The 26,785-nt window shown below is 71.8% G+C and carries 23 protein-coding genes and 1 pseudogene; 8 read left to right on the plus strand and 16 right to left on the minus strand.

Translation table 11 applies throughout. The features are described 5' to 3' along the window. Positions 1-38: 38 nt before the first annotated feature. Complete coding sequence (locus QE381_RS09090) at positions 39-791, plus strand: alpha/beta fold hydrolase (protein WP_307217464.1); 753 nt, start codon at positions 39-41, stop codon at positions 789-791. Here QE381_RS09090 and QE381_RS09095 read toward each other — a convergent pair. Further along, positions 692-2,128, minus strand: a complete 1,437-nt coding sequence (locus tag QE381_RS09095; protein ID WP_307217466.1) for an HNH endonuclease signature motif containing protein — start codon at positions 2,126-2,128, stop codon at positions 692-694. The genes QE381_RS09090 and QE381_RS09095 overlap by 100 nt on opposite strands. Before the next feature lie 118 nt (positions 2,129-2,246). Between QE381_RS09095 and QE381_RS09100 the strand changes: the two genes are divergently transcribed. Continuing rightward, entirely contained in the window at positions 2,247-3,110 is an 864-nt protein-coding gene (locus tag QE381_RS09100; protein ID WP_307217468.1) for an LLM class F420-dependent oxidoreductase, read from the plus strand. Between the two features lie 278 nt (positions 3,111-3,388). Here the strand turns inward: QE381_RS09100 and QE381_RS09105 are convergent, their stop codons facing one another. Continuing rightward, the gene (locus QE381_RS09105; RefSeq protein ID WP_307217470.1) at positions 3,389-4,183 is read right to left on the minus strand and encodes a class I SAM-dependent methyltransferase; all 795 of its coding nucleotides are present in this window, start codon (positions 4,181-4,183) and stop codon (positions 3,389-3,391) included. 118 nt (positions 4,184-4,301) lie between these two features. On the opposite strand from QE381_RS09105, the gene QE381_RS09110 reads away from it, so the two are divergent. Continuing rightward, positions 4,302-5,135: a helix-turn-helix transcriptional regulator gene (locus QE381_RS09110; RefSeq protein ID WP_307217472.1), complete on the plus strand. Its 834-nt coding sequence runs from the start codon at positions 4,302-4,304 to the stop codon at positions 5,133-5,135. 108 nt (positions 5,136-5,243) lie between these two features. On the opposite strand, the gene QE381_RS09115 is transcribed toward QE381_RS09110, so the two are convergent. The 7 genes and pseudogenes from QE381_RS09115 to QE381_RS09145 form a co-directional block, all read right to left on the minus strand. Beyond that, the gene (locus QE381_RS09115) at positions 5,244-6,497 is read right to left on the minus strand and encodes an ABC transporter substrate-binding protein (RefSeq protein ID WP_307217474.1); all 1,254 of its coding nucleotides are present in this window, start codon (positions 6,495-6,497) and stop codon (positions 5,244-5,246) included. 11 nt (positions 6,498-6,508) lie between these two features. Then, the gene (locus QE381_RS09120; protein ID WP_307217476.1) at positions 6,509-7,660 is read right to left on the minus strand and encodes a branched-chain amino acid ABC transporter permease; all 1,152 of its coding nucleotides are present in this window, start codon (positions 7,658-7,660) and stop codon (positions 6,509-6,511) included. Then, a complete protein-coding gene (locus QE381_RS09125; protein ID WP_307217478.1) occupies positions 7,657-8,220 on the minus strand; it encodes a branched-chain amino acid ABC transporter permease in 564 nt (187 codons plus the stop codon). Before QE381_RS09125 ends, QE381_RS09120 begins: the two co-directional genes overlap by 4 nt. A gap of 70 nt (positions 8,221-8,290) precedes the next feature. Next, positions 8,291-8,542, minus strand: a pseudogene (locus QE381_RS17865) (hypothetical protein); the annotation flags it as partial. Continuing rightward, positions 8,539-9,396 carry an ABC transporter ATP-binding protein gene (locus QE381_RS09135; RefSeq protein WP_307217482.1) on the minus strand — a complete coding sequence of 286 codons (858 nt, stop codon included), beginning with the start codon at positions 9,394-9,396 and terminating at the stop codon, positions 8,539-8,541. The pseudogene QE381_RS17865 and the gene QE381_RS09135, both read right to left, overlap by 4 nt. Then, the gene (locus QE381_RS09140; protein ID WP_307217484.1) at positions 9,393-10,160 is read right to left on the minus strand and encodes an ABC transporter ATP-binding protein; all 768 of its coding nucleotides are present in this window, start codon (positions 10,158-10,160) and stop codon (positions 9,393-9,395) included. Before QE381_RS09140 ends, QE381_RS09135 begins: the two co-directional genes overlap by 4 nt. Positions 10,161-10,289: 129 nt before the next feature. After that, complete coding sequence (locus QE381_RS09145; protein ID WP_307217486.1) at positions 10,290-11,462, minus strand: acyl-CoA dehydrogenase family protein; 1,173 nt, start codon at positions 11,460-11,462, stop codon at positions 10,290-10,292. 125 nt (positions 11,463-11,587) lie between these two features. On the opposite strand from QE381_RS09145, the gene QE381_RS09150 reads away from it, so the two are divergent. After that, positions 11,588-12,382: an IclR family transcriptional regulator C-terminal domain-containing protein gene (locus QE381_RS09150; protein ID WP_307217488.1), complete on the plus strand. Its 795-nt coding sequence runs from the start codon at positions 11,588-11,590 to the stop codon at positions 12,380-12,382. Between the two features lie 36 nt (positions 12,383-12,418). Here the strand turns inward: QE381_RS09150 and QE381_RS09155 are convergent, their stop codons facing one another. Continuing rightward, on the minus strand, positions 12,419-15,031 hold the full coding sequence (locus QE381_RS09155) for an NDMA-dependent alcohol dehydrogenase (protein ID WP_307217491.1): 2,613 nt from the start codon (positions 15,029-15,031) through the stop codon (positions 12,419-12,421). A gap of 91 nt (positions 15,032-15,122) precedes the next feature. On the opposite strand from QE381_RS09155, the gene QE381_RS09160 reads away from it, so the two are divergent. Genes QE381_RS09160 through QE381_RS09170 form a run of 3 tightly spaced genes read left to right on the plus strand, consistent with a single transcriptional unit; the run spans position 15,123 to position 18,740 of the window. Then, positions 15,123-16,835, plus strand: coding sequence for a dihydroxy-acid dehydratase (locus QE381_RS09160; protein ID WP_307217493.1), 1,713 nt, complete (start codon positions 15,123-15,125; stop codon positions 16,833-16,835). Between the two features lie 22 nt (positions 16,836-16,857). Continuing rightward, positions 16,858-18,237 carry an FAD-dependent oxidoreductase gene (locus QE381_RS09165; protein ID WP_307217495.1) on the plus strand — a complete coding sequence of 460 codons (1,380 nt, stop codon included), beginning with the start codon at positions 16,858-16,860 and terminating at the stop codon, positions 18,235-18,237. Positions 18,238-18,281: 44 nt separating this feature from the next. Next, positions 18,282-18,740: a MarR family winged helix-turn-helix transcriptional regulator gene (locus QE381_RS09170; protein ID WP_307217497.1), complete on the plus strand. Its 459-nt coding sequence runs from the start codon at positions 18,282-18,284 to the stop codon at positions 18,738-18,740. 19 nt (positions 18,741-18,759) lie between these two features. Here the strand turns inward: QE381_RS09170 and QE381_RS09175 are convergent, their stop codons facing one another. The 6 genes from QE381_RS09175 to QE381_RS09200 all read right to left on the minus strand — a co-directional run bounded on the left by QE381_RS09175 (position 18,760) and on the right by QE381_RS09200 (position 25,648). Continuing rightward, the gene (locus QE381_RS09175; protein ID WP_307217499.1) at positions 18,760-19,713 is read right to left on the minus strand and encodes a sugar kinase; all 954 of its coding nucleotides are present in this window, start codon (positions 19,711-19,713) and stop codon (positions 18,760-18,762) included. After that, entirely contained in the window at positions 19,710-20,366 is a 657-nt protein-coding gene (locus QE381_RS09180) for a bifunctional 4-hydroxy-2-oxoglutarate aldolase/2-dehydro-3-deoxy-phosphogluconate aldolase (protein ID WP_307217501.1), read from the minus strand. Before QE381_RS09180 ends, QE381_RS09175 begins: the two co-directional genes overlap by 4 nt. Next, complete coding sequence (gene manD, locus QE381_RS09185; protein WP_307217503.1) at positions 20,356-21,597, minus strand: D-mannonate dehydratase ManD; 1,242 nt, start codon at positions 21,595-21,597, stop codon at positions 20,356-20,358. Before manD ends, QE381_RS09180 begins: the two co-directional genes overlap by 11 nt. A 69-nt stretch (positions 21,598-21,666) precedes the next feature. Next, positions 21,667-23,067, minus strand: coding sequence for an MFS transporter (locus QE381_RS09190; protein WP_307217505.1), 1,401 nt, complete (start codon positions 23,065-23,067; stop codon positions 21,667-21,669). Positions 23,068-23,114: 47 nt separating this feature from the next. Beyond that, on the minus strand, positions 23,115-24,119 hold the full coding sequence (locus tag QE381_RS09195; RefSeq protein WP_307217508.1) for a zinc-binding dehydrogenase: 1,005 nt from the start codon (positions 24,117-24,119) through the stop codon (positions 23,115-23,117). After that, complete coding sequence (locus tag QE381_RS09200; protein ID WP_307217510.1) at positions 24,116-25,648, minus strand: mannitol dehydrogenase family protein; 1,533 nt, start codon at positions 25,646-25,648, stop codon at positions 24,116-24,118. The genes QE381_RS09195 and QE381_RS09200 overlap by 4 nt, the downstream gene beginning before the upstream one ends. Positions 25,649-25,755: 107 nt before the next feature. On the opposite strand from QE381_RS09200, the gene QE381_RS09205 reads away from it, so the two are divergent. Beyond that, positions 25,756-26,757: a LacI family DNA-binding transcriptional regulator gene (locus tag QE381_RS09205; RefSeq protein ID WP_307217511.1), complete on the plus strand. Its 1,002-nt coding sequence runs from the start codon at positions 25,756-25,758 to the stop codon at positions 26,755-26,757. Positions 26,758-26,785: the final 28 nt, after the last annotated feature.

A 26,785-nucleotide genomic window follows, 5' to 3' on the forward strand; every position in this document is an offset into this window, starting at 1 on the left:
TCTCTCGTCTCAGCGCCGCGGGATGCGACGCTCGTCGTATGCAGGAGCGTGACCTCGACCTTCCGATCGCCCTCTCGATGCTCGGTTCCGCGCCGGGCGAGCCCGCGATCGTGCTGCCGGGAGGCCCCTGCCGGGGGCCCGCGTACCTCGGCGACCTGGCCGGCGTGGGCGAGGAACGCGCGCTGGTCGTGGCGCATCCGCGCGGCACGCCGCGAAGCGGTGGTCTCTCGCGCGGATGGTGGACGGATGCCGACGACGTCGTCGCACTGATCGACGCGCTCGGACTCGACGCCGCCGACATCGTCGCGCACTCGGCGGGGACGCGGCTCGCACTCGCGACGGCGGCGCGGTTCCCGTCACGGGTTCGGTCTCTCGCGCTGATCACGCCGCCCGCGTCGTGGCTCACGGAGACGCCCTCGGACGCCGAGGAGATCGTCGCCTCGCTCGCCGGGCCCGAGGCGCGGGAGGCGTTCGCGGCGCTGGCGGACGACGACGGGACCGAGGCGGGCTTCCAGGCAGCGTTGCGCCGCCAGGCGCCCGTCGGCTACGCGCGCTGGGGCGATCCTCGGTGCGGAGCTCGAGCTGCTCGCCGACTGCGGCCACTACCCGTGGGTCGAGCAGCCGGCGGCGTTCCGGCGCGTGCTGGGCGCGTGGCTGCGTCTGCCGCGGTGAGGCGGGTCGCCACAGCGGTTCAGAAGGGGAACTCTTCCGGCGGGTCGGCGTCTTGCGGGTTCTCCGGTGAGCTGTCGGGGGTGAAGGCGGGGATGTGGCGTTCGGGGTGGACGGTGTAGGTCCGGCCGGTGGGTGAGGTCCACTCGATCGCGCCGGGTCGGTCAGGGTGTTGTCGTACGCGCCATCCGCCGTGGTGCTTGAGGGTGTGATGGCCGGTGCACAGCGGCGCGTGGTTGTTCAGTGTGGTCTGGCCGCCGTCGGCCCAGGGCACGGTGTGGTCGATCTCGCAGCGGGAGGCGGGGACGCGGCATCCGGGGGCCATGCACCGGTCGGCGCGCCATTGCACGAGCCGGCGCAGGGGCTCGGGTGGCCGGTACCGGGTGCGGCCGACGGAGAGGACGATGCCGGTCTCCGGGTGGGTGAGGATGCGAGTCCATTCGCGCTGTCCGCCGCAGAGCTCTCGTGCCCGGTCGATCGGGATGGGGCCTATTCCTTCCACGGTCGCGGGGGCTTTTCGTGCGTCGGTGTCGTGGAGGAGGGCGAGGGCGGGGACGGTGACCATCACGGTGGGGCGGATGCCGCTCTCGGCCGGCGTGAGGTGACCGGTCGCACCGTCCATGAGGAGGTCGCAGAACACGTCGGCGCGGGTCTGGTCGAGGGTGCGGGTCTCCTCTTCGGCTGCGGTGAGGCGTTTCGCGATGGCGGTGACCCGCCCGTGGATGGCGTGCGCCTCGACCGCGGGGACCAGCGCACCGATGAGCGCCATGCCGTCTTCAGCGGGTTCGACGAACACCCGTCTGCGGGTCGCGGCCTCACGGTAGCGTTCGAGGAGGGTCTGGGCCTTGACGGTCTCGGCGAGGGCGTTCAGCCGGCGCCGGAACGTGCCGTAGGGCAGCTCTTCCGCCCAACGCACGGCTTTCTCGGCGACCTCCTCGCGGCGTTCCTCGGGCACGTCGTCGACGACGTCGACCAGCGCCTGCACGTGCCGTTCGGTCGTGCGGGCGCCCGCCAGCGACGCCCACACCGCCGGGTACCGCTCCACGACCGCGCACGCGACCCGGATCAGCGCGGCCGCGGCGGTCTCGGTCATCCGCAGCGCGGCCGCGAGCTCGAGCCGCACGGAACGCTCCGCGATCTCGGAGACCGCCCCGTAGCGCGCCGGGACCCCGCGCAGCGCCTCGCGGTGCATCCGCTCGACGCGGAGCAGACGCTGCGCCGCGAACACCGCCATCATCGTCTCGGCCTCGAGGACCTCTCCCAGCGCGTCGGGCCCCGCATCCCAGTCGGCGGGCAACACGTCATCGACGCATGCGCCGCCGAAGAGCTCGTCGTCGGAGGGCTCGCCGTCGAACCGCTCGAGGAACGCCACCGGGTCGACCGCATCGACCGGACACGCGTCGACATCCTGCACATCGACGGCATCGTCCATGCGTTCTATATAAAGCCCGATCGACATGCACACATCGTAGAACACAACACCGACATCGAGTCGGGCGCGGACCGGACCGCGTCGACGCCTCACCCATCCGCGAATCCCGGCCCGCGGGGCCTCCGGGGAGGGCTAGGGTGAGCCCATGCGCACAGGTCTTCATATCTGGAACTACACGGTCGCCGACGGTGCCGCGATCCCCACCGTGCTCGAAGAGAGCGCCCGCATCGCCGAGGACGGCGGCATCGACCAGCTGACGGTCATGGACCACTGGTTCCAGATGGAGGCGATGGGCGACCCCGCAGAGCCCATGCTCGAGGCGTACACGACCCTCGGCTTCCTCGCCTCGGTCACCTCCCGCATCCGCCTCGCGCCGCTGGTGACCGGCGTCACCTACCGGCATCCGGGCCTGCTCGCGAAGACCGTCACCACTCTCGACGTCCTGAGCCGCGGCCGTGCCGTGCTCGGCATCGGCGCCGCCTGGTACGAGCGCGAGCACCACGCCCTCGGCGTCCCCTACCCCGCGCTGAAGGAACGCTTCGAACGTCTCGAGGAGGCACTGCAGATCGCACTGCAGATGTGGAGCACGAACGACGGCGCCTACGAGGGCGCGCACTACCGGCTCGCCGAGACGCTCAACAGCCCGCCGGCGACCAGCCGCCCGCATCCGCCGATCATGATCGGCGGCAAAGGGGAGAAGAAGACGCTGCGACTCGCGGCCCAGTATGCGCAGATCGTGAACCTCACCACCTCCGATCCCGACCAGGTCGTGCATCTGCTCGAGGTCCTGCGGCGGCACTGCGACGACGTCGGGACGGACTACGACGCGATCGAGAAGCAGGTCATGGCGAACGGGCTCGACCGGAGCGCACCGGACTTCCTGCCGACGATGCAGCGGCTCGGGGACGCCGGCGTGCAGCTCGCGGTGTTCGGCGTGCGGCCGCAGACGCAGCGCGAGACGGCGGAGGAGATCGTCCGCGACGTGGTCCCGGCGCTCGCAGCCCTCTAGCCGTTCCTGGCGACACCACGACCCGGCCGCCCGCGCCCACGGGGATCCACGAGAGGACGACCACGAGAGGACGACGGAGCCGGGCGTCATGGTCGGTGGCCGGGATCCCGGACGATCAGGAGCGCCGAAGGGAGGCGCCCGGCCGCGAGCGGCGCCGGCACGAGGGCGATCCCCGCGTGTTCTCGAGCCAGGACGAGCGCGCGAAGCACGCGACCCGCGACGCGAGTCCGAGCGGCGAGAACCCCACGGTCGGCGGCGTAGCCGCTCGCGCCACCTCCCTACGGCACGCGACAGATCAGCTCACCGTGCAGGAGCGTGAACCACGCGTCGTCGTCCGCCGCCCAGGTGCGCCAGCCCGCGGAGACCGCGTCGAGCTCGGCCGGGGTCGCGAGACCGGTGTCGACCAGCTGCCGTGCGATCGCGGAGTCGACGATGCGGTCGGCCCACATCCCGCCCCACCACGCTCGGGTGTCCTCGGTCGCGTAGCACCAGGTGCTCGAGGTGGCGACGACATCCCTCAGCCCCGCCGCATGCGCCCACGACAGCAGTCGGCGGCCCGCGTCGGGCTCGCCGCCGTTGGCTCGCGCCGCCGTGCGGTACAGGTCGATCCAGGTGTCGAGCTCGGGCAGCAGCGGCCACCAGGCGAACGCGCCGTAGTCGCTGTCGCGCACGGCAACGATGCCGCCGGGGGCCGTGACACGGGCCAGCTCGCGCAGCGCCCGCACCGGGTCCGCGACGTGCTGCAGCACCTGGTGCGCATGCACGACGTCGAACGTGTCGTCGTCGAACGGCAGGGCGTGGATGTCGGCGACCCGGAAGTCGATGTTCGACACCCCGCGCTCGGCCGCGGCGGCACGGGACAGCTGCAGCTCGTCCTCGCCGACCTCGGTCGCGGTCACCTCGGCCACGAGTCCGGCGAAGTCGACCGTGATCGTGCCGGGGCCCGCGCCGACGTCGAGGAGCCGGTCCGTCGCACGCAGGTGCGGGAGCAGGTAGGCGGCGGAGTTCTCGGCGGTGCGCGAGCGGTGCGAGCGCAGGACGGACTCGTGATGGCCGTGGGTGTAGGACGCCATGGGGTTCCTCCGGGTGGTGACGGTTCGCTCCCAGTCTGGGAGCGGAAGCACCGGCGCAGAAGACCGTAGTCTTCCTAGGAGCCGCACACCCACCCGATCAGCGCTGAGGAGGCCGCCCATGGCGCACGAGCTCGGAGACTTCCTCCGCGCACGGCGCACGGATGCCGCGCTCTCGCCCGAGAGCGGAGTCGCCCGCCGCCGCATCCGGGGTCTGCGCCGCGAGGAGGTGGCGACAGCGGCCGGCATCAGCGTGGACTACTACACCCGGCTCGAGCAGGGACGCGAGACGCATCCGAGCGACGCGGTGCTGGATGCCCTCGCGCGCACGCTGCGGCTGGCTCCCGACGCTCGTGAGCACCTGTTCCGGCTGCGCGGGACGGCGATGTCGCGACCCGCTCCATCCCCCGATGACACCCTCGTCGAGCGGATGGCGGCGCTCGTGGACGCGGTGCGCCCGAATCCCGCCTATGTGCTCGACCGGCTGAGCACGATGGTCGCCGTGAACCCCGAGGGCCTGGCCCTCTACGCGGGCTTCGCGGCGCTGCCGCCCGGCGAGCGCAACACGTGCCGCTACCTGCTGACCGACCCGCGCGCCCGCGAGGTGTTCGTCGAGTGGGAGGAGCTGGCGCGGGGAGCGGTCGCGCAGCTGCGGGCGGCGAACGCGGACGACCTCCACGATCCGTCGCTCGAGGCGCTCGTGGCCGAGCTCGGTGCCCGCAGCCCGCTGTTCGCCGAGTGGTGGAGCGATCACCTCGTCGAGCGTCGCCGCGCCTCGGCCACGCACATCCGGACCGCGGCGGACGGCACCGTCGCCCGCCGCTACGAGGTGCTCCGCATCCCGGACGAGGAGCTGCGCATGACCCTGTGGCTCCCCCCTCCGAGCAGCACTGACGGACGCCGTTGCGCGACGCCGTCGTGCGCGGGTCCGCCGAGCAGCATGTCCCAGTTCTGACCGCTCGCGCGCCCCTCAAGCGGCACAAACTGGGACATGGGTCCATCGGCGGGGCGAGGGGAAGGCCCCGCCCGCGTGAGCGGACGGGGCCTTCGGCGGCGGGGAGGCTCAGAAGCCGGGGCCCCGGCCTCCGGGCGCGACGTACATCGTCGCGAGGTCCTTCAGGCTCCCCGGCGCGGCCGGGTCGTAGCTGAAGATCGCCGAGGTGTCCGGCTGCATCCGCTCGTCGACCGGACCATAGGTCATGTCGCCGTTCAGGCCCATGTAGCTCACCTTGTCGAGTGCGGTCATGGCCGCCATGATGCCGGTGCCGGACAGGTCGCCGAGCGAGACCGCCTTCTCGAGGATCGTCGCAGCGGTCATGGCCTGCATGAACCCGTAGACGTTCTGCATCGTGGGGGTCTTGCCGAGCTGCGTGTTCAACAGGGCCATCCCCTCGATCGAGGTGTCGTCGAGGTTGCCGCCGAGGCCCGTGATGACGAAATGGTCCTTCAGGTATCCGGCGATGTCGGTGTCCTTGAACGACTGCGCGATCGCGAAGAACTCGGCCTCCCAGATCGGCGCGTAGTCGAGCTGCGTCGCCGCAGCGACGAGGTTCGGCACGTTGTTCGTCGCCCCGCCGAACACGACGGCGGCGCAGTTCGCGTTCTTCAGCGTCTGCACCTGCGCGGTGAAGGCCGTGTCGGTGGGCGCGAACTCGGTCTTCGGGCCGAGCGTGAAGCCGAGCTGCTTGGCCGCGTACTCCAACGCGGTCTGCCGCGCCTCGCCCGACTGGTCGGCCTGGATCATCGAGCACACGACGGAGCTCCGGGTGATCTGCCCCTTCTCGAACATGTAGGACAGCGCGTTCCAGACGTTCGACTGGTACGAGGTGAACGTCATGCCGAGGTTCGCGTTCTGTGTGAAGCGCGAGCTCTGGGTCGAGGGGAGCGCGACGGCTTCGTTCTGCTGGAGGAGCGGGATGAGCGCCTCGGTGGAGGCGTCGCCGAGCACACCGCTGAGCATGACCACGTCGCCCTTGATGCGCTGGTACTCCTGGACCGCGAGCTGCGGGTTGTACTGGTTGTCGGCGGTGACGACCTTGACGGGGTACTTCCCGGCGATGCCGCCCGTGGCGTTGACGTAGTCCCAGTACGCCTGCTGTCCGGCGACCTGCTCGTTCGACGACGGCGCGAGCGGGCCGGAGAGCGCGGTCATCTGACCGACGTGGATCGTGCCGTCCGACAGGTCGAAGCCGGGGACAGAGGCGAGCGCCGCCGCCGATCCGGACGCGGAGCCGTCGGGCGCCGTCTGCACGGCGCAGGATGTCAGCAGCAGCGCTGCGGCCGCCATCCCGACCGTGCCGATGATGCGTGTGTTCACTGGCTGTCCTCTCATGTGTGGGCCGCCCCCGGTGCGGAGGGCGTCTCCGTCGCGGCAGCCGCGGCGGGAGTCTGGGCCGGCCCCCGGGGGCGGCGGCGGATGCGGAAGAAGGAGATGAGGCCGCCGCGGCGGAAGAGGAGGAAGACGACGATGAGGATGCCGTAGACCACCAGCCCGAAGCCGGAGACGCTCAGGCCGCCCTCGTGACCAGGACGGGAGATGAAGGGCAGGAAGCCGGCGAGCCAGATCGCCGCAACCGGCACGAGGCCGATGAACAGCGCGCCCAGCACAGGACCCCAGATGCTCGCGAGCCCTCCGATGACGATGATCGCGACGTACTGGATCGACAGGTCGAGCCCGAAGTTCTCCGGTCGGATGTACTGGAGGAGGACGCCGAGGAGCCCGCCGCCGAGACCGCCCAGCATGGAGGAGACGACGAAGGCGTTCATCATCGTCGGAAGCCGCCTCACGCCGAGCACCTCGGCGGCGAGATCGTGGTCGCGGATGGCCTGCATGGCGCGTCCCGAACGGGACCGCACGATGTTGGCGGTGAGCACCAGCACGAGCGCGAGCACGAGCCAGCACAGAAGGAACATCCCCTGCTCCCGCGTGAAGATGTAGGGCCCGATGCGGAGCTTGGCGAAGTCGAGCGGGCCGATCGCGACCTTCGCCGTGACCGCCGTGCCGTTGAGCCCGCCGGTCAGCGGGGTGAGGTTTCGTGCCGCATAGATGCCGATGTACACGAGTCCGAGGGAGACGATCGCGAGGTAGGGCCCGCGCAGCCGGAGGGCGAACGGGGCGACGACGAGGCCGAGGGCGCCGGCGAACAGCGCCGAGAGCGGCAGCCAGACGAGCAGCGGCAGCCCCCACAGGCCGCCCAGCACCTGAGCGCTGAACGCGCCCGCTCCGACGAAGAAGGCGTGGCCGAGCGAGATCTGCCCGGCGTAGCCGGTGAGGAGGTTCAGCCCGGTCGCGGCGATCGCCGCGGTCGCGGCCGTCGCGAGGACCGTGAGCACGTAGGAGTCGGCCGTGCTGAGGGGGATGGTGAAGATCGCGACGAGGAAGAGGATCGCGAGGATCTTCTTGGTCACGGTGTCGAAGAGGCGCGGCGCCCGGGCGCGGTCGTGGCGAGCCAGCGTGGGCGACGAGGTCGTGGCGGTCATGCGCGTCGAATCTCCTTGCGTCCGAAGAGCCCGGCAGGGCGGATGAGCAGGATCACGAGCATCACGAGGTACGGGACGACCTCGGCGAAGCCCGAGCCCCACTCGGCGGGGACGAGCGTCACCGCGAACTGCTGCACGATGCCGATGACGAGACCGCCCACGACCGCGCCCAGCGGCGACTCGAGTCCCCCGAGGATGATGACGGGGAGGGCGAGGAAGGCGTACACCTCGAGACCGGGCCGGACGCCGCCGCCCACGGTCGTGGAGAGCACGACGCCGCCGAAGGCGCCGAGGGCGCCTGCGATCGCCCAGGAGACGCCGAACACGAACCGCGTGCTGATGCCCTGGGCCATGGCCGCCTCGCTGTCGATCGCCGTCGCCCGAAGGCTCAGGCCCACACGGGTGAAGCGGAAGAAGACGAAGAACAGGAGCAGCAGGACCGCGGTGATCGGGATGAGGGTCGCGTCGCGGGCCGTGATGCCGATGCCGCCGACGCGGATGACCTCCAACGCCCACGGGTCGTCGAGGTTGAGCGAGTCGCCGGGCCAGATGGCGGTCACGAGGGGGGCCGACGGCGATCGTGATGCCGAAGGTGACCAGCAGGGCGGCGAAGTGGTCGGTCACGCGGTGCACCACGAACGCCTCGAGCAGCACGGCGAACAGGGCGACGCAGACCATCGCCAGCACGACCCCGACCCAGAAGCTCATCCCGGCCTGGTGGATGAACGCGTAGGCGAGATAGGCGCCCAGCACCACGAAGGACCCCTGGGCGAGGTTGAGGATGCCGCTGGCGCGGGCCACGACGACGAAGCCCAGCGCGAGCACGGCGTAGAGGCATCCGAGCGCCGCGCCGGAGACCAGGGTCTGCAGTGCGTCGGTCATCGGACGCCTCCCTTCCGTCGACGGCTGTGTCTGGGGATCCGCAGGGCGATGTTCCCGGTCTCCGTCGGATCCTCGGGCTCGTCGGAGTCGTCGCCCAGGTACGCGCTGATGACGCGCGGGTCGGCGATCGCGACGGAGGGCGCCTCCACCGTGATGACGGTGCCGAAGTCGAGGACGAGGGAGCGGTCGCCGAGCCGGGTCACCATGCCCATGTCGTGCTCGATCATGACGACCGTGAGCCCGAGCTCGCGCTTGGCGACGAGGATCCACTCCGCCAGCTCGTCGGTCTCCTCGTCGTTCATGCCCGCGGCGGGCTCGTCCAGCAGCAGCAGCGTCGGATCGACGGCGAGCGCACGGGCCAGCTCGATGCGCTTCTTGATCCCGTAGGGGAGGTCGCGCACGGGCCGCGTGAGGTGGTCGCCCAGCCCCAGCAGGTCGATGAGCGGCTCACAGGCCTGGCGGGCGAGGCGCTCCTCGCGCCGGGCCCGACCGAACCAGACGGCACCGGTCGCCACGCCCGAGCGCATGAGCCGGTGGCGTCCGAGCACGACGTTGTCCATGACGTCCATGTCGTCGAAGAGCGCGAGGTTCTGGAAGGTGCGGGCGATCCCGAGCCCGGAGAGGGCCGTGCGATGCTGCGCGAGCAGGTCCACGTCGCCGAAGCGCACGGAGCCGCGGGTCGGGCGGTAGATCCGGCTCAGCACGTTCAGCAGCGACGTCTTGCCCGCGCCGTTGGGGCCGATCACGGTGAAGAACTCGTCCCGTCGGACCGCGAAGGAGACGCCGCGCAGGATCTGGAGCCCCCCGATGGCGAGCTCCACGTCCTGGACCTCGAGCAGCGTGTCGCCGGTCATGCCGCGCCCTCCGTCCCGAGCCCGAGCAGCAGGCGCTGGAGCTGTCCGTCCTCCCGCAGATCGGCCGCCGTGTCCTCGTGCACGATGCGCCCGTGCTCGATGACGTAGCCGCGGTCGGCGACAGAGAGGGCCATCGTGGCGTTCTGCTCGATCAGGAGCACGCTCGTGCCCGCGGCCTGGATCGCCCGGATCGTGTCGCGCACGTAGACCACGAGCTTGGGCGAGAGGCCGAGCGTGGGCTCGTCCATGACGAACAGCCGGGGCGAGGACATGAGACCGCGCGCGAGCGCGAGCATCTGCTGCTCGCCGCCCGAGAGCAGGCCCGCGGCCTGCGTGCGCCGCTCCGCCAGGCGTGGGAAGAGCTCGTACAGTCGCTGCCGGTTCTCGCGGAGCTCGGCCATCGGAACGGTCGAGCCGCCGAGGTCGATGTTCTCCTCGACCGTGAGCGCCCCGAAGATCCGGCGCCCCTCCATCGACTGCGCGACGCCGTGGCGCACGATGTGACGCGCGGAGCGGCGCGTGATGGGCCGGCCGAAGCACTCGATCGTGCCGGCGAAGACGGTGCCGCCCTGTGCGGGGAGGAGGCCGGTGACCGCGCGCGCGAGGGTCGACTTGCCGGCCCCGTTGAGCCCCATGAGGGCCACGACCTCGCCGTCGGCGACCGTCAGCGAGACGTCCTTCAGCGCGGCCACGGACTTGCCGTAGCGCACGCTGAGCCCCGTGACGCTCAACGCGTCGGCCAGCTGTGCTGTGCTGCTGCTCATGTCGCCGGTCCTCCTCGACCTGTGACGTCACCCTCGACGGTGAGGGCGTGCGGCGGACCCGTTCCCATGGTCCGGTTTAATAGTGAACCCTATCTTCAATGCCAGGTCAACTGAAACTCACCCACGGGTTCACCCGCGCGTGAACGCGCTCAGCCCGGTCAGCGCGCGGCCGAGGATCAGGACGTTCATCTCACGCGTCCCCTCGAACGTGTACATGGCCTCGGCATCCGCGAGGAAACGCACCACGTCGTTCTCGAGGAGCAGGCCGTTGCCCCCCAGGATCTCGCGCGCGAGCGCGGCGGACTCGCGGAGCCGGTCGGCGGCGACGAGCTTGATGAGGCTGGGCGTGACATCGTCCGCGAGGGGATGCGTCGTCGTGCGCACCGCGAGGGCGAGCGTCTGCGCGATGTTCGCGACGATCTGCACGAGCTTCTCCTGGATGAGCTGATAGCCCGCGATGGGCGCCCCGAACTGCTCACGACGCAGCGCATACGCCACGGCCGCGTCGTAGGCACCGAGCTGCATGCCCACCGAGTTCCAGGCGATCGCGGGGCGCAGCACACGGAAGGCACGATTGATGTCTCGGAAGGACTCGATGCGCGGCAGTCGCGCATGCTCGCCCACCCGAACCCCCACGAGCTCGATGTCGGCGTTGTGCACGTGGCGCAGCGCCCCCTTGTGCTCGATGACCGAGCGCGTGACCCCGGGCGCGGACGAGGGCACGAGGAAGGCCAGCACCCGACCGCCGCCCTCCTCGCGTGCGATGACGCAGAGCTCGTCCGAGATCGTGGCGTTGCCGATCCAGCGCTTGCGCCCGTCGAGCACCCAGTCGTCGCCCTCGCGTCGCGCGGTCGTGGCGAGGCCGCCGGCGATGTCCGAGCCGTGATCGGGCTCGTTGAGCGCGAAGCAGCCGGTCTTGCGGAAGGAGAGGATGTCGGCATCCCATGCCACGACCTGCTCCGGGCTGCCGCCCTCCCGCACGAGCGTGCGGAACATGCCGACCTGGCCGCCGTAGATGATCGACACGCCCAGGTCGAGCCGAGAGAGCTCGACCGTCTTGAACCCCTGGTACAGCGCGCTCGGCGCCCCGTCGTCGCCGAGCAGCACGGGGTCGTCCTCGAGCCGCAGCTGCGCGAGCGGACCGCGGATCCCGGCGGGGCAGTCCCCCCGCTCCCAGGCGTCCACCAGAAGCGGTCGGACGTGCTCCCGCAGGTGCGTCCGCAGCTCGAGGAGCTTCGCGCGCTCGGCCGCCGTGAGCCCGTCGGCGAAGCCGAGCAGATCTCCGGGATAGTCCAGGGGCATTGTCGACCTCGTCTCGCTCCGTTGCTCCACGACATCGCCAACATATCAGTTTTCCTGAAATAAAGTCCGTCGGCGAGGACGAGCGGCGTTCTAGGATGAGCGGGCACCACGGGTGGGGAGGACACATGGTCACGGCCGATCGGTCCCGCGACCGCGTTCAGAGCATCGAACGCGGCATGGCCGTGCTGCGCGTGTTCGACGGGCCCGAGCGCCGGCTCGGGGCGAGCGAGATCGCGGCCCGCACCGGGCTGCCTCGGCCGGTCGTGCGCCGCATCCTGCTCACGTTCGAGCACCTCGGCTACGTCCGGTCGGAACGGGGGCAGTGGAGCCTCACGGCGCGGATCCTCGAGCTCGGCTCCGGCTACTTCGCCGCCTCGTCGCTGCCCGAGCTGGCGCATCCGATCCTGCTCGACATCGTCGCCGAGCTGCACGAGTCCACGAGCGTCGGCGTCCTCGAGGGCACCGACATCGTCCACGTCGCACGCGTCGACGACGGCCGGCCGCTCGGCCACACCCTGCGCATCGGAGCACGGCTCCCCGCCCATGCGACATCGCTCGGCCGCGTGCTGCTGGCCGAGAAGACGGATGCCGAGATCGCCGAGCTGTACCGCGGCGTGCCGCTCGAGCGCTTCACCCCGCGCACCGCCGCACGGCTGGAGGAGCTGCTCGCACAGGTCGCCGAGGCGCGGGAGAGCGGCTACGACGTCTCGATCGAGGAGTACAACCCCGGGATGCTCGCCGCGGCGGTGCCGATCTCGGTCGAGGGCACCGCGATCGGCGCGCTCGGGGTGAGCTCGACGACGGTCCGCGAGGACGAGCGCTCGCTGCGCGAGGTCGTCGTGCCGCGCCTGCGCGCCGGCGCGGCCGAGCTCGCCCGCGCGTACCGGGACGCCAACCCGCGCCCCTTCCGCAACCGGTGAGCCCGGCCCGAGCCGGGGACGCGGACGCCCCCGGCCTCAGAACCGGATGCGACCGCGGATGTTCTTCCCGTCGATCAGGTCGTCGTAGCCCTGATTGATCTCGTCGAGCGTGTAGGTCGCCGTGATCAGCTCCTTCAGCTTGAGCCGGCCGGCCTCGTACAGCCGCATCTGACGCGGGATGTCGGCGCGCGGGTTCGCGTGCCCGTAGATCGTCCCCTGGATCCGCTTCTGGTAGCGGGTCAGCTCCAGCGGGGAGACGGGGATGCCCTCCTCGGCATCCGCCGCGATCGAGGTGACGACCGTCACTCCGCCCTTGCGGATCGCCTCGACGGCCTGCTTGACGTGCTCGCCCTTCAGCACACCCACCGTGACGATCGCGCGATCGGCGCCCTGCCAGTCGGTGATGCTGCGGGCGAACTCCGCGGCTTCGTCCATCGTGGCGAACGCGTGCGTCGCGCCGAGCGTGAGCGCCGTCTCGCGCTTGAACGCGACCGGATCGACCGCGATGACGGCGCTCGCACCCACGCTCGCCGCGCCCTGCACGGCGTTGATGCCGATGCCGCCGATGCCCATGACGATCACGACGTCGCCGGGCTGGGTCTCGGCCGCGTACACGGCCGATCCCCAGCCGGTGCCGACGCCGCAGCCGAGCAGCCACAGGAGGTCGAGGTCGGCATCCTCCGGCAGCTTGATGGCCGACTCGACGTTGACGAGCGTGTACTCGGAGAACGTGCCCAGGCAGCACATCTGCCCCGCCTGCGATCCGTCGGCGAGCGTGAACCGGAAGCCGTTCTCGGGGTCGTCGAAGCGCGTGCCGGTGAGCAGGAAGCGGCCGAGGTCGCAGAGGTTCGTCATGCCGGACACGCACCAGCGGCACTCGCCGCAGCTCGGGATCCAGGAGAAGACGACCTTGTCGCCGACCTCCCAGCCCGGCGTGTGGGGGCCGACGGCCTCGACGATCCCGGTGCCCTCATGTCCGCCGACCATGGGCAGGTGCGGCAGGGCGCTGTCGCCCGTGACGAGGTGATGATCGGAGTGGCAGAGTCCCGCGGCCACGAGCTTGACGCGGATCTCGCCCTGACGCGGGTCGTCGACCTCGACATCCAGGACCTCGAACCTCCCCTTCTGCTCGAGGATGACGGCGGCACGGCTGGCGATGGGCATTGTTCCTCCTTTGGAACGATGGTGTGCGGTGGCGCGGACGCTCAGACGAACATCGAGGTGAGCGTGAGGTAGCTGTCGACGGCCTCGGGACCGAGCTCGCGCCCGAGGCCGGAGGCCTTGACCCCGCCGAAGGGCAGGTTGATGTCGGGGCGGTAGCCGCCGAGCCCGAGCGAGCCGCGTGCGGATGCGGCGGGCGACGCGGAGGATCTCGTCGTCGTCATCGCCGAACACCGCCCCGCCGAGGCCGTAGACCGTGGCATTGGCCATCGCGACGGCGTCATCGACGGTCTCGTACGGGTGGATCGAGACCACGGGGCCGAAGACCTCCTGCTGCGCGATCTCGCTGTCGATCGCGGCGTCCGCGATGACGGTCGGCGCGACGAAACGTCCGGTCTCCGGCAGCGCCGTGTCGCCGGCGAGCACTCGCGCGCCCTCCGCCCCCGCGCGCCGGATCATCCCGCGCACGCGCTCCTGGGCACTGCCGGAGACGAGCGGGCCGAGCTCGGTCGCGGCGTCCTTCGGGTCGCCCACACGCAGATCCCGGGCGACGGCGACGAGCCCGTCGAGGATCTCGTCGTGGCGGTCGGCGGGGACGAGGATGCGGGCCAGTGCCACGCAGTTCTGCCCGCTGTTGGCGAAGCTCGCCACGCGGAGCCCCGCCAGCAGGGCGTCGAGGTCGGTGCCGGGCAGGACGACGGCGGCCGACTTGCCTCCGAGCTCCAGGGTCACGGGGATGAGCCGGCGCCCGCACGTCTCGGCGATCTGGCGCCCGGCGGCGGTCGAGCCGGTGAAGGCGACCTTGTCGACCCCCGGATGCTCGACGAGCAGGCGCCCGGTCTCCCGATCGCCCGTGACGATGTTGATCACGCCCTCGGGGAACCCGATCTCCCGGCACGCCTCGGCGAGGTGCGCGATGTCGAGGGGGGACTCGGATGCGGGCTTGATGACGACCGTGCAGCCCACCGCCAGCGCGGGCGCCATCTTCATCGTGACCGAGGCCTGCGGGTGGTTCCACGGCACGATGAGCGCGGCGACCCCGACGGGCGTGCGCCGGAGGTACGACGCCCCGCCCCGGTCGCCGTTCGGCCGCGTCGTCTCGACCACGAGCTCGCGGGCGAGACCCGCGTAGAAGCGGAGGTGCTGACCCGGGCGGACAACCCCCATCCCCCGGGCGAGCCCCAGGGGCTGCCCGATCTCGTCCGTGATGAGGCGGGCGGTCTCGTCACCGCGGGCTTCGAGCGCATCGGCGAGCCGCAGCATCCACTCGGCCCGTTCCGGCCCGGTCATGCGGGGCCAGGGTCCCCGGTCGAACGCGGTCCGGGCGGCGCGCACCGCGTCGTCGACCTCAGCCGGTCCCGCGATGGGCGCCTCGCCGACCGTCGAGAGGTCGAAGGGGTTCTCGACCGACGCGCGAGCGGCGCCCGCCGACCGCTGCCATTGCCCGCCGATGAAGAAGCGGTCCTGAATCTCCGTTGTCTTCAGCACGGTGGCAGAGTATCAGGCAACCTGGCATGCTTGTACGTATAGCGACGCTACTGACCGCTATACGTACAGACTCGATGGCGAGGACGATGAGATGACCGAGACGATGCCCGAGCTGCGCAGCAACTTCTCGCGATCGTCGGCCCTCGGCGTCGCCCGCCGCGCGCAGTGGCGCGCCCTCGGCATCCCCGCCTCCGACCTCGACAAGCCCAAGGTCGCGATCGTCAACACGTCCTCCGACCTCGCCGCCTGCTACGCGCACCTCGACGACATCGTGCCGGTGCTGAAGGGGGAGCTGCGAGCACTCGGCGCGCTGCCCTTCGAGATCCGCACGGCCGCCCCGAGCGACTTCATCACGAGCGCCGGCCGGGCCGGACGCTACATCCTCCCCAGCCGCGACCTGATCGTCAACGACATCGAGGTGGCCGTGGAGGGCGCACGGCTGGACGCCATGATCTGCCTGAGCTCGTGCGACAAGACGACGCCCGCGCACCTCATGGCCGCCGTCCGCATGGACATCCCGACCGTCATCGTCCCGTGCGGCTACCAGCACAGCGGGCTCGCGGAAGGGCGCGAGGCCGACGTGGAGGAGGTCTTCCTCCGGGCCGCGAAGGCCGCCGTCACCGGGGAGCCGACCCCTGACCTGGAGGAGCTCGCCGACGACGCGATCCTCGGCCCCGGCGTCTGCGCCGGCTTCGCGACGGCGAACTCCATGCACGTCACGGCGCAGGCGCTCGGCATGACCGTGCCCGGCGCCGCGCCCGTCCGTGCGAACAGCGAGCGGATGTGGGACACGGTGCGCCGCTCGGCCGCCGCCCTCGTCGAGGCGTTGCGGCGGGACATCCGTCCCCGTCGGATCATCACGGCCGGTTCCATCCGCGACGCCGCGCGCATCATGCTCGCCATGGGCGGGTCGATGAACACGATCAAGCACCTGCAGGCGATCGCGGTCGAGGCGGGCGTGGACATCGACGTGTGGGAGACCTACCGCGCCCTCGGGCGCGAGACCCCGCTGCTGTGCGCGGTCCGCCCCAACGGGCCGTTCCTCGTCGAGGAGGTCGAGGACGCCGGGGGCGCCGCGACCGTGCTGCGCGAGCTCCTGCCGCTGCTCGACGGCGACCGGCTGACGATCACCGGACGCACCCTCGCCGAGGAGCTCGCCCGGGCACGGCCCGCCGACGGCGTGGCCATCCGCACGCTGGCCGCCCCCTTCGGCACCGACCCCGCCATCACGGTGCTGCGCGGAACGCTGGCCCCGGGCGGCGCGGTCGCCAAGCGCCCCGTCCCCGACCCCGGCCCCCGCGTCTTCCGCGGGCCGGCGCGCGTGTTCGGAACGCGCGAGGAGGCGATCGGCGCGATCGCGTCCGGGCGCCTGCGCGAGGGCGACGTGGCCGTCATCCGCGGCATCGGGGTATCCGGCGGCCCAGGGCTCGGCCTCACCTCCGCGTTCATCTTCGCGCTGCACGCCAAGGGGCTCGCCGACCGCGTCGCCCTCGTGACCGACGGCCAGTTCTCGGGTCTCGTGAACCAGGGCGTCTCCGTCGGCGAGGTCTCGCCCGAGGCCGCCGCCGACGGGCCGCTCGGGCGCGTGCAGGACGACGACCTCATCGAGATCGATCTCGGCGAGGGGCGCGTCGACCTGCTCGTGGATGTCGACGAGCTCGCCCGGCGCGACCGCTTCACTCCCGCAGCCGACCTCGACACCGGCGGCGGCTACCTCGACCAGTACCGGGAGCTCGTGCAGCCGCTCGCCTGCGGCGCCGTGCTGTGCCCCCGCCCCGGCGGCTCCTCGCCGTGCACCCGCTGACCCCCGATCCCAGGAGCCTCGCATGACCCCGACGACCGTCCGCCTCCCCGCCCGCGACGTCCCCGTGCACGGCGAGTACGAGGTGGTGGTGATCGGCGGAGGCCCCGCGGGCGTGATGGCCGCGGCGGCCGCCGCCCGCGCCGGACGATCGACCCTGCTCATCGAGCGGTACGGATTCCTCGGCGGTGCCGGCACGATGGGAGGGCTCAGCACGTTCTGCGGCCTCCATGCCCGCATGCACGGCGAGGACACCCGCGTCATCCGCGGGCTCGCGGACGATCTGCTCGACCGGATGGAACGCCTCGACGCACTGAACCCGCCGCACCTCTCGGTGGACAATCGCATCCTGGCGCAGGCATTCGACATCTCCTCCTACAAGATCGCGCTGGACGATCTGATGCTGGCCGCGGGCGCCGAGCTGCTGTTCCACGCCTCCGTGCAGGGGGTCGTGATGGCGGACGAGAGCCGGATCGACGGCGTCGTGGTCGAGTCGAAGTCGGGCGCCGCGCTCGTCCGCGGCCGCGTGTTCGTCGACGGCTCGGGCGATGCCGACGTCGCGGCGTGGGCCGGCGCGCCCTTCGAGCGCTCGGAGCACCTGCTCTACCCCTCGCTCATGTTCCGGATCAACGGCGTCCACCCCGAGGAGGCCGGCGAGGCCTGGCGCATCGTTCGCCGGCTGATGGAGGAGGCCGAGGCAGCCGGCACCCATCGCTTCCCCCGCAAGAAGCCGATCGTGCGGCCACAGCGGAACCCGCTGGAGTGGCGGGCGAACCTGACGCAGCTCTCGAACGCCGACGGCTCGGCGATCGACGGCACCGACGTGCGCCAGCTGACCCGCGGCGAGCTGCAGGGCCGGCGGCAGGTGCAGGACGCGTTCGCGTTCATCCGGGCCGTGACACCGGGCTTCCAGGACTCCTACATCGTCGACATCGCGCCCCAGATCGGCATCCGCGAGACGCGTCGGATCATCGGGGCCTACCAGCTCACCGAGGCGGACGTGCTCGGCTGCGCCGACTTCGACGACACGATCGGCGTCAACGGCTGGCCCGTCGAGGCGCACGTGCAGGGCGACGTCGAGTTCCGGTTCGCGCCTGCCGACTCGCGCGGCTACAACCAGCTGCCCTACCGGATGCTGGTGCCCGGGCGCGTGGAGAACCTGCTCGTCGCGGGGCGCTGCGCCTCCATGACCCAGGGCGGGCAGTCCTCCGGCCGGGTGACGGGCCCGTGCTTCGCGATGGGCCAGGCGGCCGGCACGGCCGCCGACCTCGCCCTGGACGCCGGCATCGCCGTGCGCGCGATCGACACGGCGACCTTGCAGCGGCGGCTCGAGGAGGACGGCGTCTTCCTCGGCGGCGAGGCGAGCCGCATCCGCCCGGTCGCGGAGGCCGCCCCCGTCTCCTGAGGCCGATAGGCGGTGCGCTACTGTCGAGACGAACGGAGGAATCGTTGGCCGCGACGAACTTCACCTATGTCATCAAGCAGGTCGAGCTGGCCCTGCGCCCGCACTTCAACGCCATCTGCGCGGATGCCGGCCTGTCCCCCGCCCAGTACACCGCGCTGACGGTCCTGCAGCGGCGCCCCGACCTCACCAGCTCAGAGCTCGCCCGCCGCTCCTTCGTGCGCGCGCAGACGATGGCCGCCACGATCGACCCCCTCCTCGCCGCCGGCCTCGTCAGCCGCACCCCCGACCCGCAGCACCGCCGCCGGATGCTGCTGCGGCTGACCGATGCCGGCGCGGCGCGGCTGGCGGAGATCGCACCCCGCATCGACGCGCTCGAGGAGCTCGTCGTCGCGGAGCTCGACGAGACGGCGCAGGCCGACTTCGCCCGGTTCCTGCGCAGCGCCCGGCGCTCGCTCGACACCGCGGGCCCGCGCCCGAGCGGCCGACGCCCCGCCGCGGGCTGAGCGCACCCCGCGCGCCGTGTCAGCGGCGCACGGGATCGTCGTCGCCGCCGAGGAAGCGAGCGAGGTCACGGCGCGTGGGCGCCGCCTCCCAGTCGCCCGGCACCAGACACGCCATCGCTCCGGTCGCGTTGGCACGCCGCAGCGACGCCTCGGCATCCAGGCCCTCGAGCCAGGCGCTCAGGTAGCCGGCGACGAACGCGTCACCCGCGCCCACGGTGTCGAGAGGGGTCACGGCGAACGCCGCATGGCGGACCGTCGTCCCCCCGGACGAGAGCTCGGCTCCGTCGGCGCCGAGCTTGGTCACGACGTGCGCGACGCCGGCGGCGTGCAGTCTCGCAGCGGCGGGGGCATCGTCGTCGGGGAAGAGCAGCGCGAGCTCGTCCGCGCCGCCGAAGACGAGATGGGCGCGTTCGGCGATCTCCCGGAGAATCGGCCCGGCCGCCTCTCGGCCGGCGAGGGCGGAGCGGTAGTTCACGTCGAACGAGACGGGGACACCGCTCACCGCGGCGCGGTCCACCGCGGCGATCACGGTCGATCGCGCCGATGGCGAGAGCAGCGGCGTGATGCCGGTCACGTGCAGCAGGTCGGCCGACTCGACCCAGCCGTCGGGCAGATCGGACGGCGAGAGACACGAGCCCGCCGATCCCGCACGGTAGTAGTGGACGGCGGTCGCGGTCGCGGACGGCCGCTCCTTGAGCATGAGGCCCGTGGGCGCCCCCGCGTCGACCAGTGAGCGCACCTCCACACCCTCGGCCCGCAGTTCGCGCACGACCCTGACGCCGAGGGGGTCGTCGCCCACCCGCCCCAGCCAGGACGTCCGCACGCCGAGCCTGCTCAACCCGACGGCCACGTTGCTCTCGGCTCCGCCGATGCCGAGGGCGAGAGCGGACACGTGGGTCAGGGAACCGATCTCGGTCGCCCGCACGAGCCCCATCGTCTCGCCGAGGGTGACGACGCGCGGCGCCCCGGTCATGACGCAGCCCCGGCGCACACGGACGCGAACGCGGCGGCGCGACGACCCAGCGCCGCGAGGTCGCCGCCGCGGAAGGCGTCGCCGAGCAGGGGGCCGCCCACGCTGACGGCGACGGCGCCCGCTGCGAGCCAGGCGGCCGCGCCCTCGGCGTCGACGCCCCCGGAGGGCACGACGGCGATGTCGGGAAAGGGCCCGCGGAGGTCGCCGAGATATCCCGGACCCACCTGCCCCGCCGGGAAGACCTTCACGGCCGACGCCCCGGCCGACCAGGAGCCGAACAGCTCGGTGGGCGTGAGCCCCCCGGGGACGATGGGCATGCCGGCATCCCGGGCCTGCGCCACGAGAGCCGGAGAGGCGATCGGGGTCACGACGTAGTCGGCGCCCACCTGGACGGAGCGCGCGAGATGCTCGGCGTCGGTCACGGTGCCGACGCCGAGGTCCAGGCGCTCCCCGAACCTCTCGCGCAGCGACGCGAACCGCTCGAACGTCCCCGGCGTCGTGAGGGTCAGCTCCACGCTGCGGACGCCGGCATCCGCGAGCGCCCCCAGCACGCGGTCGTAGTCCTCGGCCGCCCGCGCACGGGCGACGACGATCAGCCTGGATGCCCGCGTACGGGCAGGCAGCGCCTCGCGCATCGGGCTTTCACCAGTCATGCATCGTTCCGTCCAGCAGGCGGTTCACCGGGAGATACGCCTTCGTGTAGGGGAAGGCGGCCGCGGCGTCCTCGTCGAGCTCGACCCCGAGCCCCGGCTGGTCGCTCGGGTGCAGGAACCCGCGATCGAACGTGAAGGAGGTGCGGAAGACCTCGAGGGTCTGCGCGTTGTGGGGCATGTACTCCTGGATCCCGAAGTTGTGGATCGCGAGGTCGAGGTGCAGCGCCGCGGCCATGCCGACGGGCGAGACGTCGGTCGGCCCGTGGATGCCGGAACGCACGCCGTAGATCGCCGCGAAGTCGAGGAGCTTCTTCATGGCGGTGATGCCCCCCGTGTGGGTCACCGCCGAGCGCACGTAGTCGATCAGGCGCTCGGTGATGAGCGTCTGATAGTCGAACACCGAGTTGAACACCTCGCCGATCGCGAGCGGCGTCGTGGAGTGCTGCCGCACGAGGCGGAGGGCCGTCTGGTCCTCGCCGGGTGTGGCGTCCTCGAGCCAGAAGAGACGATAGGGCTCGATGTCCTTCGCGAACCGCGCGGCCTCGATCGGCGACATCCGATGGTGCCCGTCGTGCAGGATGCGCAGCTCGGCGCCGAAGTCCTCGCGGAGCCGGGCGAACACGCCCGGCATGTGCGCCAGATACGCGGGGGTGTCCCACCGCTCCTCGCTCGGCGCCGTCGCCGCGCCGCCGTCGGCCGCCCGCTTCGCCGGCTCGTAGTCGTAGCGCACGCCCGGACCGGCGGAGGAGACACCGTAGATCTGCCCCAGCCCCGGCACACCGGTCTGCACGCGCACGGCCGTGTACCCCAGCTCCTGGTAGCCGGACACCGCGTTGGCGAGCGCCGCGTAGTCGGTGCCCGAGGCGTGGGCGTAGACGCGCACGCCGTCACGGCTGGCGCCGCCGAGGAGCTGGTACAGCGGCATCCCCGCCTTCTTGGCCTTGATGTCCCACAGAGCCATGTCGACCGCGGCGATGGCGGCCATCGTGACGGGCCCGCGGCGCCAGTAGGGCCCGCGGTAGAGGTACTGCCAGGTGTCCTCGATGCGATCCTCGTCGCGACCGAGGAGGGTCGAGGCGACGTGGTCGGCGAGGTAGGACGCGACGGCGAGCTCCCGACCGTTCAGCGTCGCATCACCCCAGCCGACGAGACCGTCGGAGGTCGTGATCTTCAGGGTGACGAAATTGCGGCCGGGACTCGTGACGACGACGTCGACCGATTCGATGCTCATACGGGTTCCTTCGTGACGGAGGGGTGCGGCCGGCGGGGACCGCACCGCGGGGAGGGGACGCGCGGCCGGCTACATCGCGGCGCGGGGATCGGTCAGATCGCGGCCGGTCCACTCGGGTGCGATGAGGGCGGCGACCAGCGTCGAGGCGGTGAACAGCCCCATGAGGACCATGATCGGGACGATGCTGCCGGTCGCGGCGCCGACCCAGGCCGCGGCGACGACGGGTCCGACCCCGGTCGCGATGATCGCGGCGACCTCGCGCACGACCGCGGTCAGGGTGTAGCGGTTGCGGGCGCCGAAGATCTCGGGGATCGAGATGTTCTCCATCGACGCGAGGCCGAGCACCGAGATGTTGTGGATGAGGGCGTAGCCGACGAAGATCCACGTCACGTCACGGGATTCGATCAGCAGCAGCGTCGGGACGACGAGCAGGAGCGAGAGCGCGGACATGATCACGTACATGCGCCGACGCCCGAACAGGTCGCCCAGCCATCCGACGAGCGGGATCGTGACGAACCCGATGAGCGAGGAGACGATGACGATCTCGGGCCCGACCTCCTTGGAGATGGCGAGGGTGATCGTGATGAACGAGATCAGGTAGGTCTGGACGAGCCCCGAGTTGCCCGCCTGGCCGAAGCGCAGGAAGAACGACACCAGCACGGCCTTGATCGGCTTGCGCTGCAGCGACTGCAGCGTGCGCACGTCGTTGGTCTGGGTGGCCAAGGCCTCGACCTCGGTGCGCGAGAGCGCCTTGCCGTCCACGACGTCCGTGCGCTCCTCGAAGACGGGGCTCTCCTTGAGGTTGAAGCGCACCCAGAGCGCGAAGAGCATGATGACCGCGCTGCCGATGAACGGGATGCGCCAGCCCCACGCGATGACATCGCTCTCCATCATGACCGCGAGCAGGATCGCCCAGATGCCCGAGGCGAAGAGCGTGCCGCAGTTCGTCCCGAGCGCCACGAGCGAGGCCACGAGTCCGCGACGGTTCTCGGGCGCGTACTCCGCGAGCATGACACCCGCGCCCGAGATCTCCGCGCCGGCGCCGAAGCCCTGCGCCAGTCGCAGCACGACGAGCAGGACGGGGGCGAGGATGCCGACCTGCGCATACGTGGGCAGCACGCCGATGAGGGTCGTCGCCGCTCCCATCAGCAGGATCGTGTAGAACAGCACCTTCTTGCGTCCGATGCGGTCGCCGAGGCGGGCGAAGAAGAACGCGCCGACCGGCCGCGCGACATAGCCGACGCCGTACGTCGCCATCGCGAGCACGACGGCCATCGCCGCGTCGCCGCCGGAGAAGAAGAGCTGGCTGAACACGAGGGCGGCCGCCAGCGAGTAGAGCTGGAAGTCCATGAACTCGAGGGCGGTGCCCAGCCAGCCGGAGACGGCGGCGCGCGCGAGGTCGCCGACCGATCGGGTGGCGACGGGCGGACGCGTCGACGCGTCGACGCCGGCGCGGGAAGGGGTGCTCATCGTTGTACTCCTTTGTCGTGATGGGGCAGGTGCGCGGGAGGCGCGAGTCAGAGGGAGAGCAGGACCTTCGCGGATGCGGACGAGTCGCGGGCGGTCTCGAACGCACGCACGGCGTCGACCGCGGGCACGATGTGCGAGACGACGGCATCCAGCTGGTCGGACGTGCCGAGCATCTCGACCGCCTCGTCGATCTCGGCGGCGAAGCGGAACGCGCCGTGGATCGTGGCCTCCTTGGCGAGCAGCGGAGCGAGGTTCACCCCGATCTCGGCATCCGGAAGCATTCCGACCTGGACGACGGTGCCGGCCCGCGCGACGGCGCGCACAGCCTGGGTGAGGGCGACGCCGACGCCCGAGCACTCCAGCACCACGTCGAAGGACTCGGGGTCGACGGCGACGTCGCCGACGAGGAAGGTCTCCCGAGCGCCGAGGGCTCGGGCGCGCTCGAGCGGCTCCGGCCGCACGTCGCTCGCGGCCACGAGCGCCGCGCCGGCGCGCACCGCGGCCGCGACGACGAGCAGGCCGATCGGTCCGGCGCCCACGACGAGCACGCGCCGCCCGGCGACCTCGCCCGCGCGGCGCACGGCGTGGATCGCGACGGCCAGGGGCTCGGCGAGCGCGGCGCGTTCGAGCGGAAGCCCCTCAGGCAACACGCGGACCATGTGGTCCTCGACGACGAGCAGCTCCGCCGCCCCGCCCTGGCGATGGGGGAATCCGGCCGCGCTGCCCAGATAGTCGCCGCCGGGGCGCAGGTGGGGGCGATCCTCCAGGCCGGGCACGACCGGCCCGAATCGTGCCGGATGCACCGTCACCGGGGTGCCGGGCGCGAGGCGGCCCGAGGGGTCCAGGTCGACGACCGCCGACAGCTCGTGGCCCGGGGTCAGAGGCTCGCGCACGGCGTACTCGCCGTTGCGGCCGTGGAAGTAGTAGTGCAGGTCCGAGCCGCAGATGCCCACGTACCGCACCCACAGGCGCACCTCGCCCTCGCCCGGCTCGGGTACCGGGCGCTCTTCCCACCGGATGTCGCCTGCCGCGTGGATGGCCAGTGTCTTCATCGAACATGCTCCTTCGTCGTCGCGGCGGACGGCCGCTCCGCGTCCCTCGTCGCGTCTAGGCTGTCGGCGATCGCCGCGTCGACGCCCCGCTCGACGATCCGGCTCAGCAGGTCTCCCACGCGCTCGGCGAACGCCGGCTCGGCTGCCAGCTCGTCGCCGAGCAGCCGCAGCTCACAGATCGCGCGTACCGCCAGCTCGCGACCGTCACGGGCGCGGGACGCGAGCTCCGCCAGCCGTTCCCGAGCGGGATCGCTCATCGCGGCCGCGTGGGGCCCGGGGTCGAAGCCGCCCAGCGGAGCGAGGCAGGCGAGGTAGCCCGCGACGGTGAGGGCGATGAGGTGCGGCATCCGTCCCTGCGCGAGCGCGTGCAGGACCGGACCCGGAACGCGCTGTCGGAGCTTGACCGAGCCGTCGGAGCCGACCTGGCTCGTGCGGTGCCCGAGAGCACCGTTGGCCCATCGGACGAAGAGCTGCCGTTCGTAGTCGACGAGGTCGACGCCCGACGGCGGGACGACCGAGGGGGCGTACTCGCCGCGTAGCACGGCGGCGGCCGCTTCCTCGACGGGGCTCTGGGCGACGGCATCCGGGATGGTCGCCGCGCCCCGCAGGGCACCGAGATAGGCGATGAGCGAGTGCGTGCCGTTGAGCAGACGCACCTTGAGCAGCTCGTAGCGCCCCACCTCGTCGGTGAAGACGGCGCCGCCGGCCTCCCAGGCGGGACGCCCGGCGGGGAAACGGTCCTCGACCGCCCACATCGTGAAGGGCTCGGCCGGGACCGCGGCCTCGTCGCGCAACCCGAGGAGTGCGCCCACGCGCTCGGTCAGCCCGGCGGTCGTGGCGGGCACGATGCGATCGACCATGCTCGAGGGGAAGGCCACGGCAGCGTCGAGATAGTCGAGCGCCTCCGCCGACTCGGCGGCCGGCAGCTCCTGCAGGAACTCGCGCACGAGCTTCTCGGTGTGCGAGCCGTTGGAGAGCAGGTTGTCGCAGCTGAGGATCGACACCGGCGCCCCGCCCGCGGCCGCACGGCGCTGCAGGCCCCGGGCCAGCTGCCCGATCGTCGTGCGGGGAGCGCCGCCCCGGAGGTCCGCGGCGACGGCCGGGTCGGTCACATCGAGGTGCTCGGTGGCAGCCGAGTAGCTGTATCCGTTCTCCGTCACCGTCAGGGTCACGACGCGGATCGCGGCATCGGCGAGGTCGGCGACCACGCGTTGGGGATCGTCCGCCCCGACGTAGACGTCGGTGTGGGCGGCGGGGATCGCGAGCGAGGTGCCCTCGGGCGAGATCGTCGCGACGGTGTAGAGCAGGTCCTGGGCGCGGAGGGCGTCGACGACGCGGCGGGAGCGTGAGGCGACGCCGACGATGCCCCAGTCCCCGCCGTCGCGAGCGAGGGCCGCTGCCGTGTAGACGGCCTGATGGGCGCGATGGAAGCTTCCGAGGCCGAGGTGCAGGATGCCGGCGGCGGGCGGCGCGGGCATCGCGGACAGTCGGACCGCCGTCGAGCGGTCGAGGCGGGGCAGGACGCTCATGCGGCGTGCCCCCGGTTCGCGGGGCTCGATCCGGGGAGATCGTCGATGATCGTCATGAAAGCATGATGTCGAGTTTGTACAATCTTGTCAAGTATTTACATCCCTGGATGGGCGATGATGGTCTGACCGAGACCGGAGGGCTTATGGGAGCGAACCTGACGGACGTCGCGCGCCACGCGGGCGTCTCGATCGCCACGGCCTCCCGCGCCTTCGGCGAGCCCGACCGGCTCGCCCGCACGACCCTCGAACGCGTGCGCCGCGCCGCGGCCGAGCTGGGATACGCGAACCCGCAGGCCGGCACGACGACGCGCACGATCGGCGTCATCGTGCCGGATGCCGCCAACCCCGTGTACGCGACGCTCCTGAAGGCCATCCAGGGCCAGGCCTGGCACGGCCGGCACCGCATCGTGCTGTTCGACGCCGACGAGGACCCCCGCCGCGAACGCGAGGAGATCCAGCTCGGCCGTCGCCTGGACGGGCTCCTGCTCTGCTCGCCGCGTCTTCCCGACGACGAGGTCAGGACTCTCGTGGGAGCCACCCCGCACGTCGTGATCAACCGCGCGATCGAGGGCTCCCCCTCGGTCGTCATGGACGCCGAGCACGGCCCCACGCAGGCCGTCGAGCACCTCGCCGCGCTCGGCCACTCCCATGTGGCCTACGCATCGGGCCCCCAGGGATCATGGGCGGACAGCCGACGTGCGGACGCGGTGTCACGCGCGTGCGAGCGCTACGGCATCCGGTTGACCCGACTGAGCCATCACGCCGCCTCGATCCAGGGCGGCCGCGCCGGCGCCGCCGCGATGATCGCGAGCGGGGCGACGGCGGTGATCTCCTACAACGACCTGGTGGCGCTCGGGCTCGAGTCGGGCATGGCGGAGCTGGGGCGCAGCTGCCCGGACGACGTCAGCATCGTCGGCATCGACGACATCGAGCTCGCCGGAGCCGTCAGTCCGAGCCTCACCACGGTGCGGATGCCGATCGCCCGCTCGGGCGCCCTCGCTGTCGACCTCCTCCTGCAGGCGATCGCGGGGACACCACCCGACGCATCGACCGCGCTCCCCTCGGAGCTGATCGTGCGACGCTCGACCGCAGCCCCGCCGCGCGACTGATCGGCGGCCTCGGTCCCAGGTGGACTCG

Source organism: Microbacterium sp. SORGH_AS_0888 (genome assembly GCF_030818905.1).
Taxonomy (GTDB): domain Bacteria; phylum Actinomycetota; class Actinomycetes; order Actinomycetales; family Microbacteriaceae; genus Microbacterium.

Excerpts from the sequence above, each read along its gene's own strand:
- QE381_RS09190 (WP_307217505.1), bottom strand. The coding sequence starts at position 23,067 with ATGAGCACCCCTTCCCGCGCCGGCGTCGACGCGTCGACGCGTCCGCCC.
- QE381_RS09095 (WP_307217466.1), bottom strand. The coding sequence starts at position 2,128 with ATGTCGATCGGGCTTTATATAGAACGCATGGACGATGCCGTCGATGTG.
- QE381_RS09140 (WP_307217484.1), bottom strand. The coding sequence starts at position 10,160 with ATGAGCAGCAGCACAGCACAGCTGGCCGACGCGTTGAGCGTCACGGGG.
- QE381_RS09110 (WP_307217472.1), top strand. The coding sequence starts at position 4,302 with ATGGCGCACGAGCTCGGAGACTTCCTCCGCGCACGGCGCACGGATGCC.
- QE381_RS09195 (WP_307217508.1), bottom strand. The coding sequence starts at position 24,119 with ATGAAGACACTGGCCATCCACGCGGCAGGCGACATCCGGTGGGAAGAG.
- QE381_RS09145 (WP_307217486.1), bottom strand. The coding sequence starts at position 11,462 with ATGCCCCTGGACTATCCCGGAGATCTGCTCGGCTTCGCCGACGGGCTC.
- QE381_RS09180 (WP_307217501.1), bottom strand. The coding sequence starts at position 20,366 with ATGACTGGTGAAAGCCCGATGCGCGAGGCGCTGCCTGCCCGTACGCGG.
- QE381_RS09165 (WP_307217495.1), top strand. The coding sequence starts at position 16,858 with ATGACCCCGACGACCGTCCGCCTCCCCGCCCGCGACGTCCCCGTGCAC.
- QE381_RS09175 (WP_307217499.1), bottom strand. The coding sequence starts at position 19,713 with ATGACCGGGGCGCCGCGCGTCGTCACCCTCGGCGAGACGATGGGGCTC.
- QE381_RS09135 (WP_307217482.1), bottom strand. The coding sequence starts at position 9,396 with ATGACCGGCGACACGCTGCTCGAGGTCCAGGACGTGGAGCTCGCCATC.
- QE381_RS09090 (WP_307217464.1), top strand. The coding sequence starts at position 39 with ATGCAGGAGCGTGACCTCGACCTTCCGATCGCCCTCTCGATGCTCGGT.
- QE381_RS09205 (WP_307217511.1), top strand. The coding sequence starts at position 25,756 with ATGGGCGATGATGGTCTGACCGAGACCGGAGGGCTTATGGGAGCGAAC.
- QE381_RS09200 (WP_307217510.1), bottom strand. The coding sequence starts at position 25,648 with ATGAGCGTCCTGCCCCGCCTCGACCGCTCGACGGCGGTCCGACTGTCC.
- QE381_RS09160 (WP_307217493.1), top strand. The coding sequence starts at position 15,123 with ATGACCGAGACGATGCCCGAGCTGCGCAGCAACTTCTCGCGATCGTCG.
- QE381_RS09105 (WP_307217470.1), bottom strand. The coding sequence starts at position 4,183 with ATGGCGTCCTACACCCACGGCCATCACGAGTCCGTCCTGCGCTCGCAC.
- QE381_RS09150 (WP_307217488.1), top strand. The coding sequence starts at position 11,588 with ATGGTCACGGCCGATCGGTCCCGCGACCGCGTTCAGAGCATCGAACGC.
- QE381_RS09100 (WP_307217468.1), top strand. The coding sequence starts at position 2,247 with ATGCGCACAGGTCTTCATATCTGGAACTACACGGTCGCCGACGGTGCC.
- manD (WP_307217503.1), bottom strand. The coding sequence starts at position 21,597 with ATGAGCATCGAATCGGTCGACGTCGTCGTCACGAGTCCCGGCCGCAAT.
- QE381_RS09120 (WP_307217476.1), bottom strand. The coding sequence starts at position 7,660 with ATGACCGCCACGACCTCGTCGCCCACGCTGGCTCGCCACGACCGCGCC.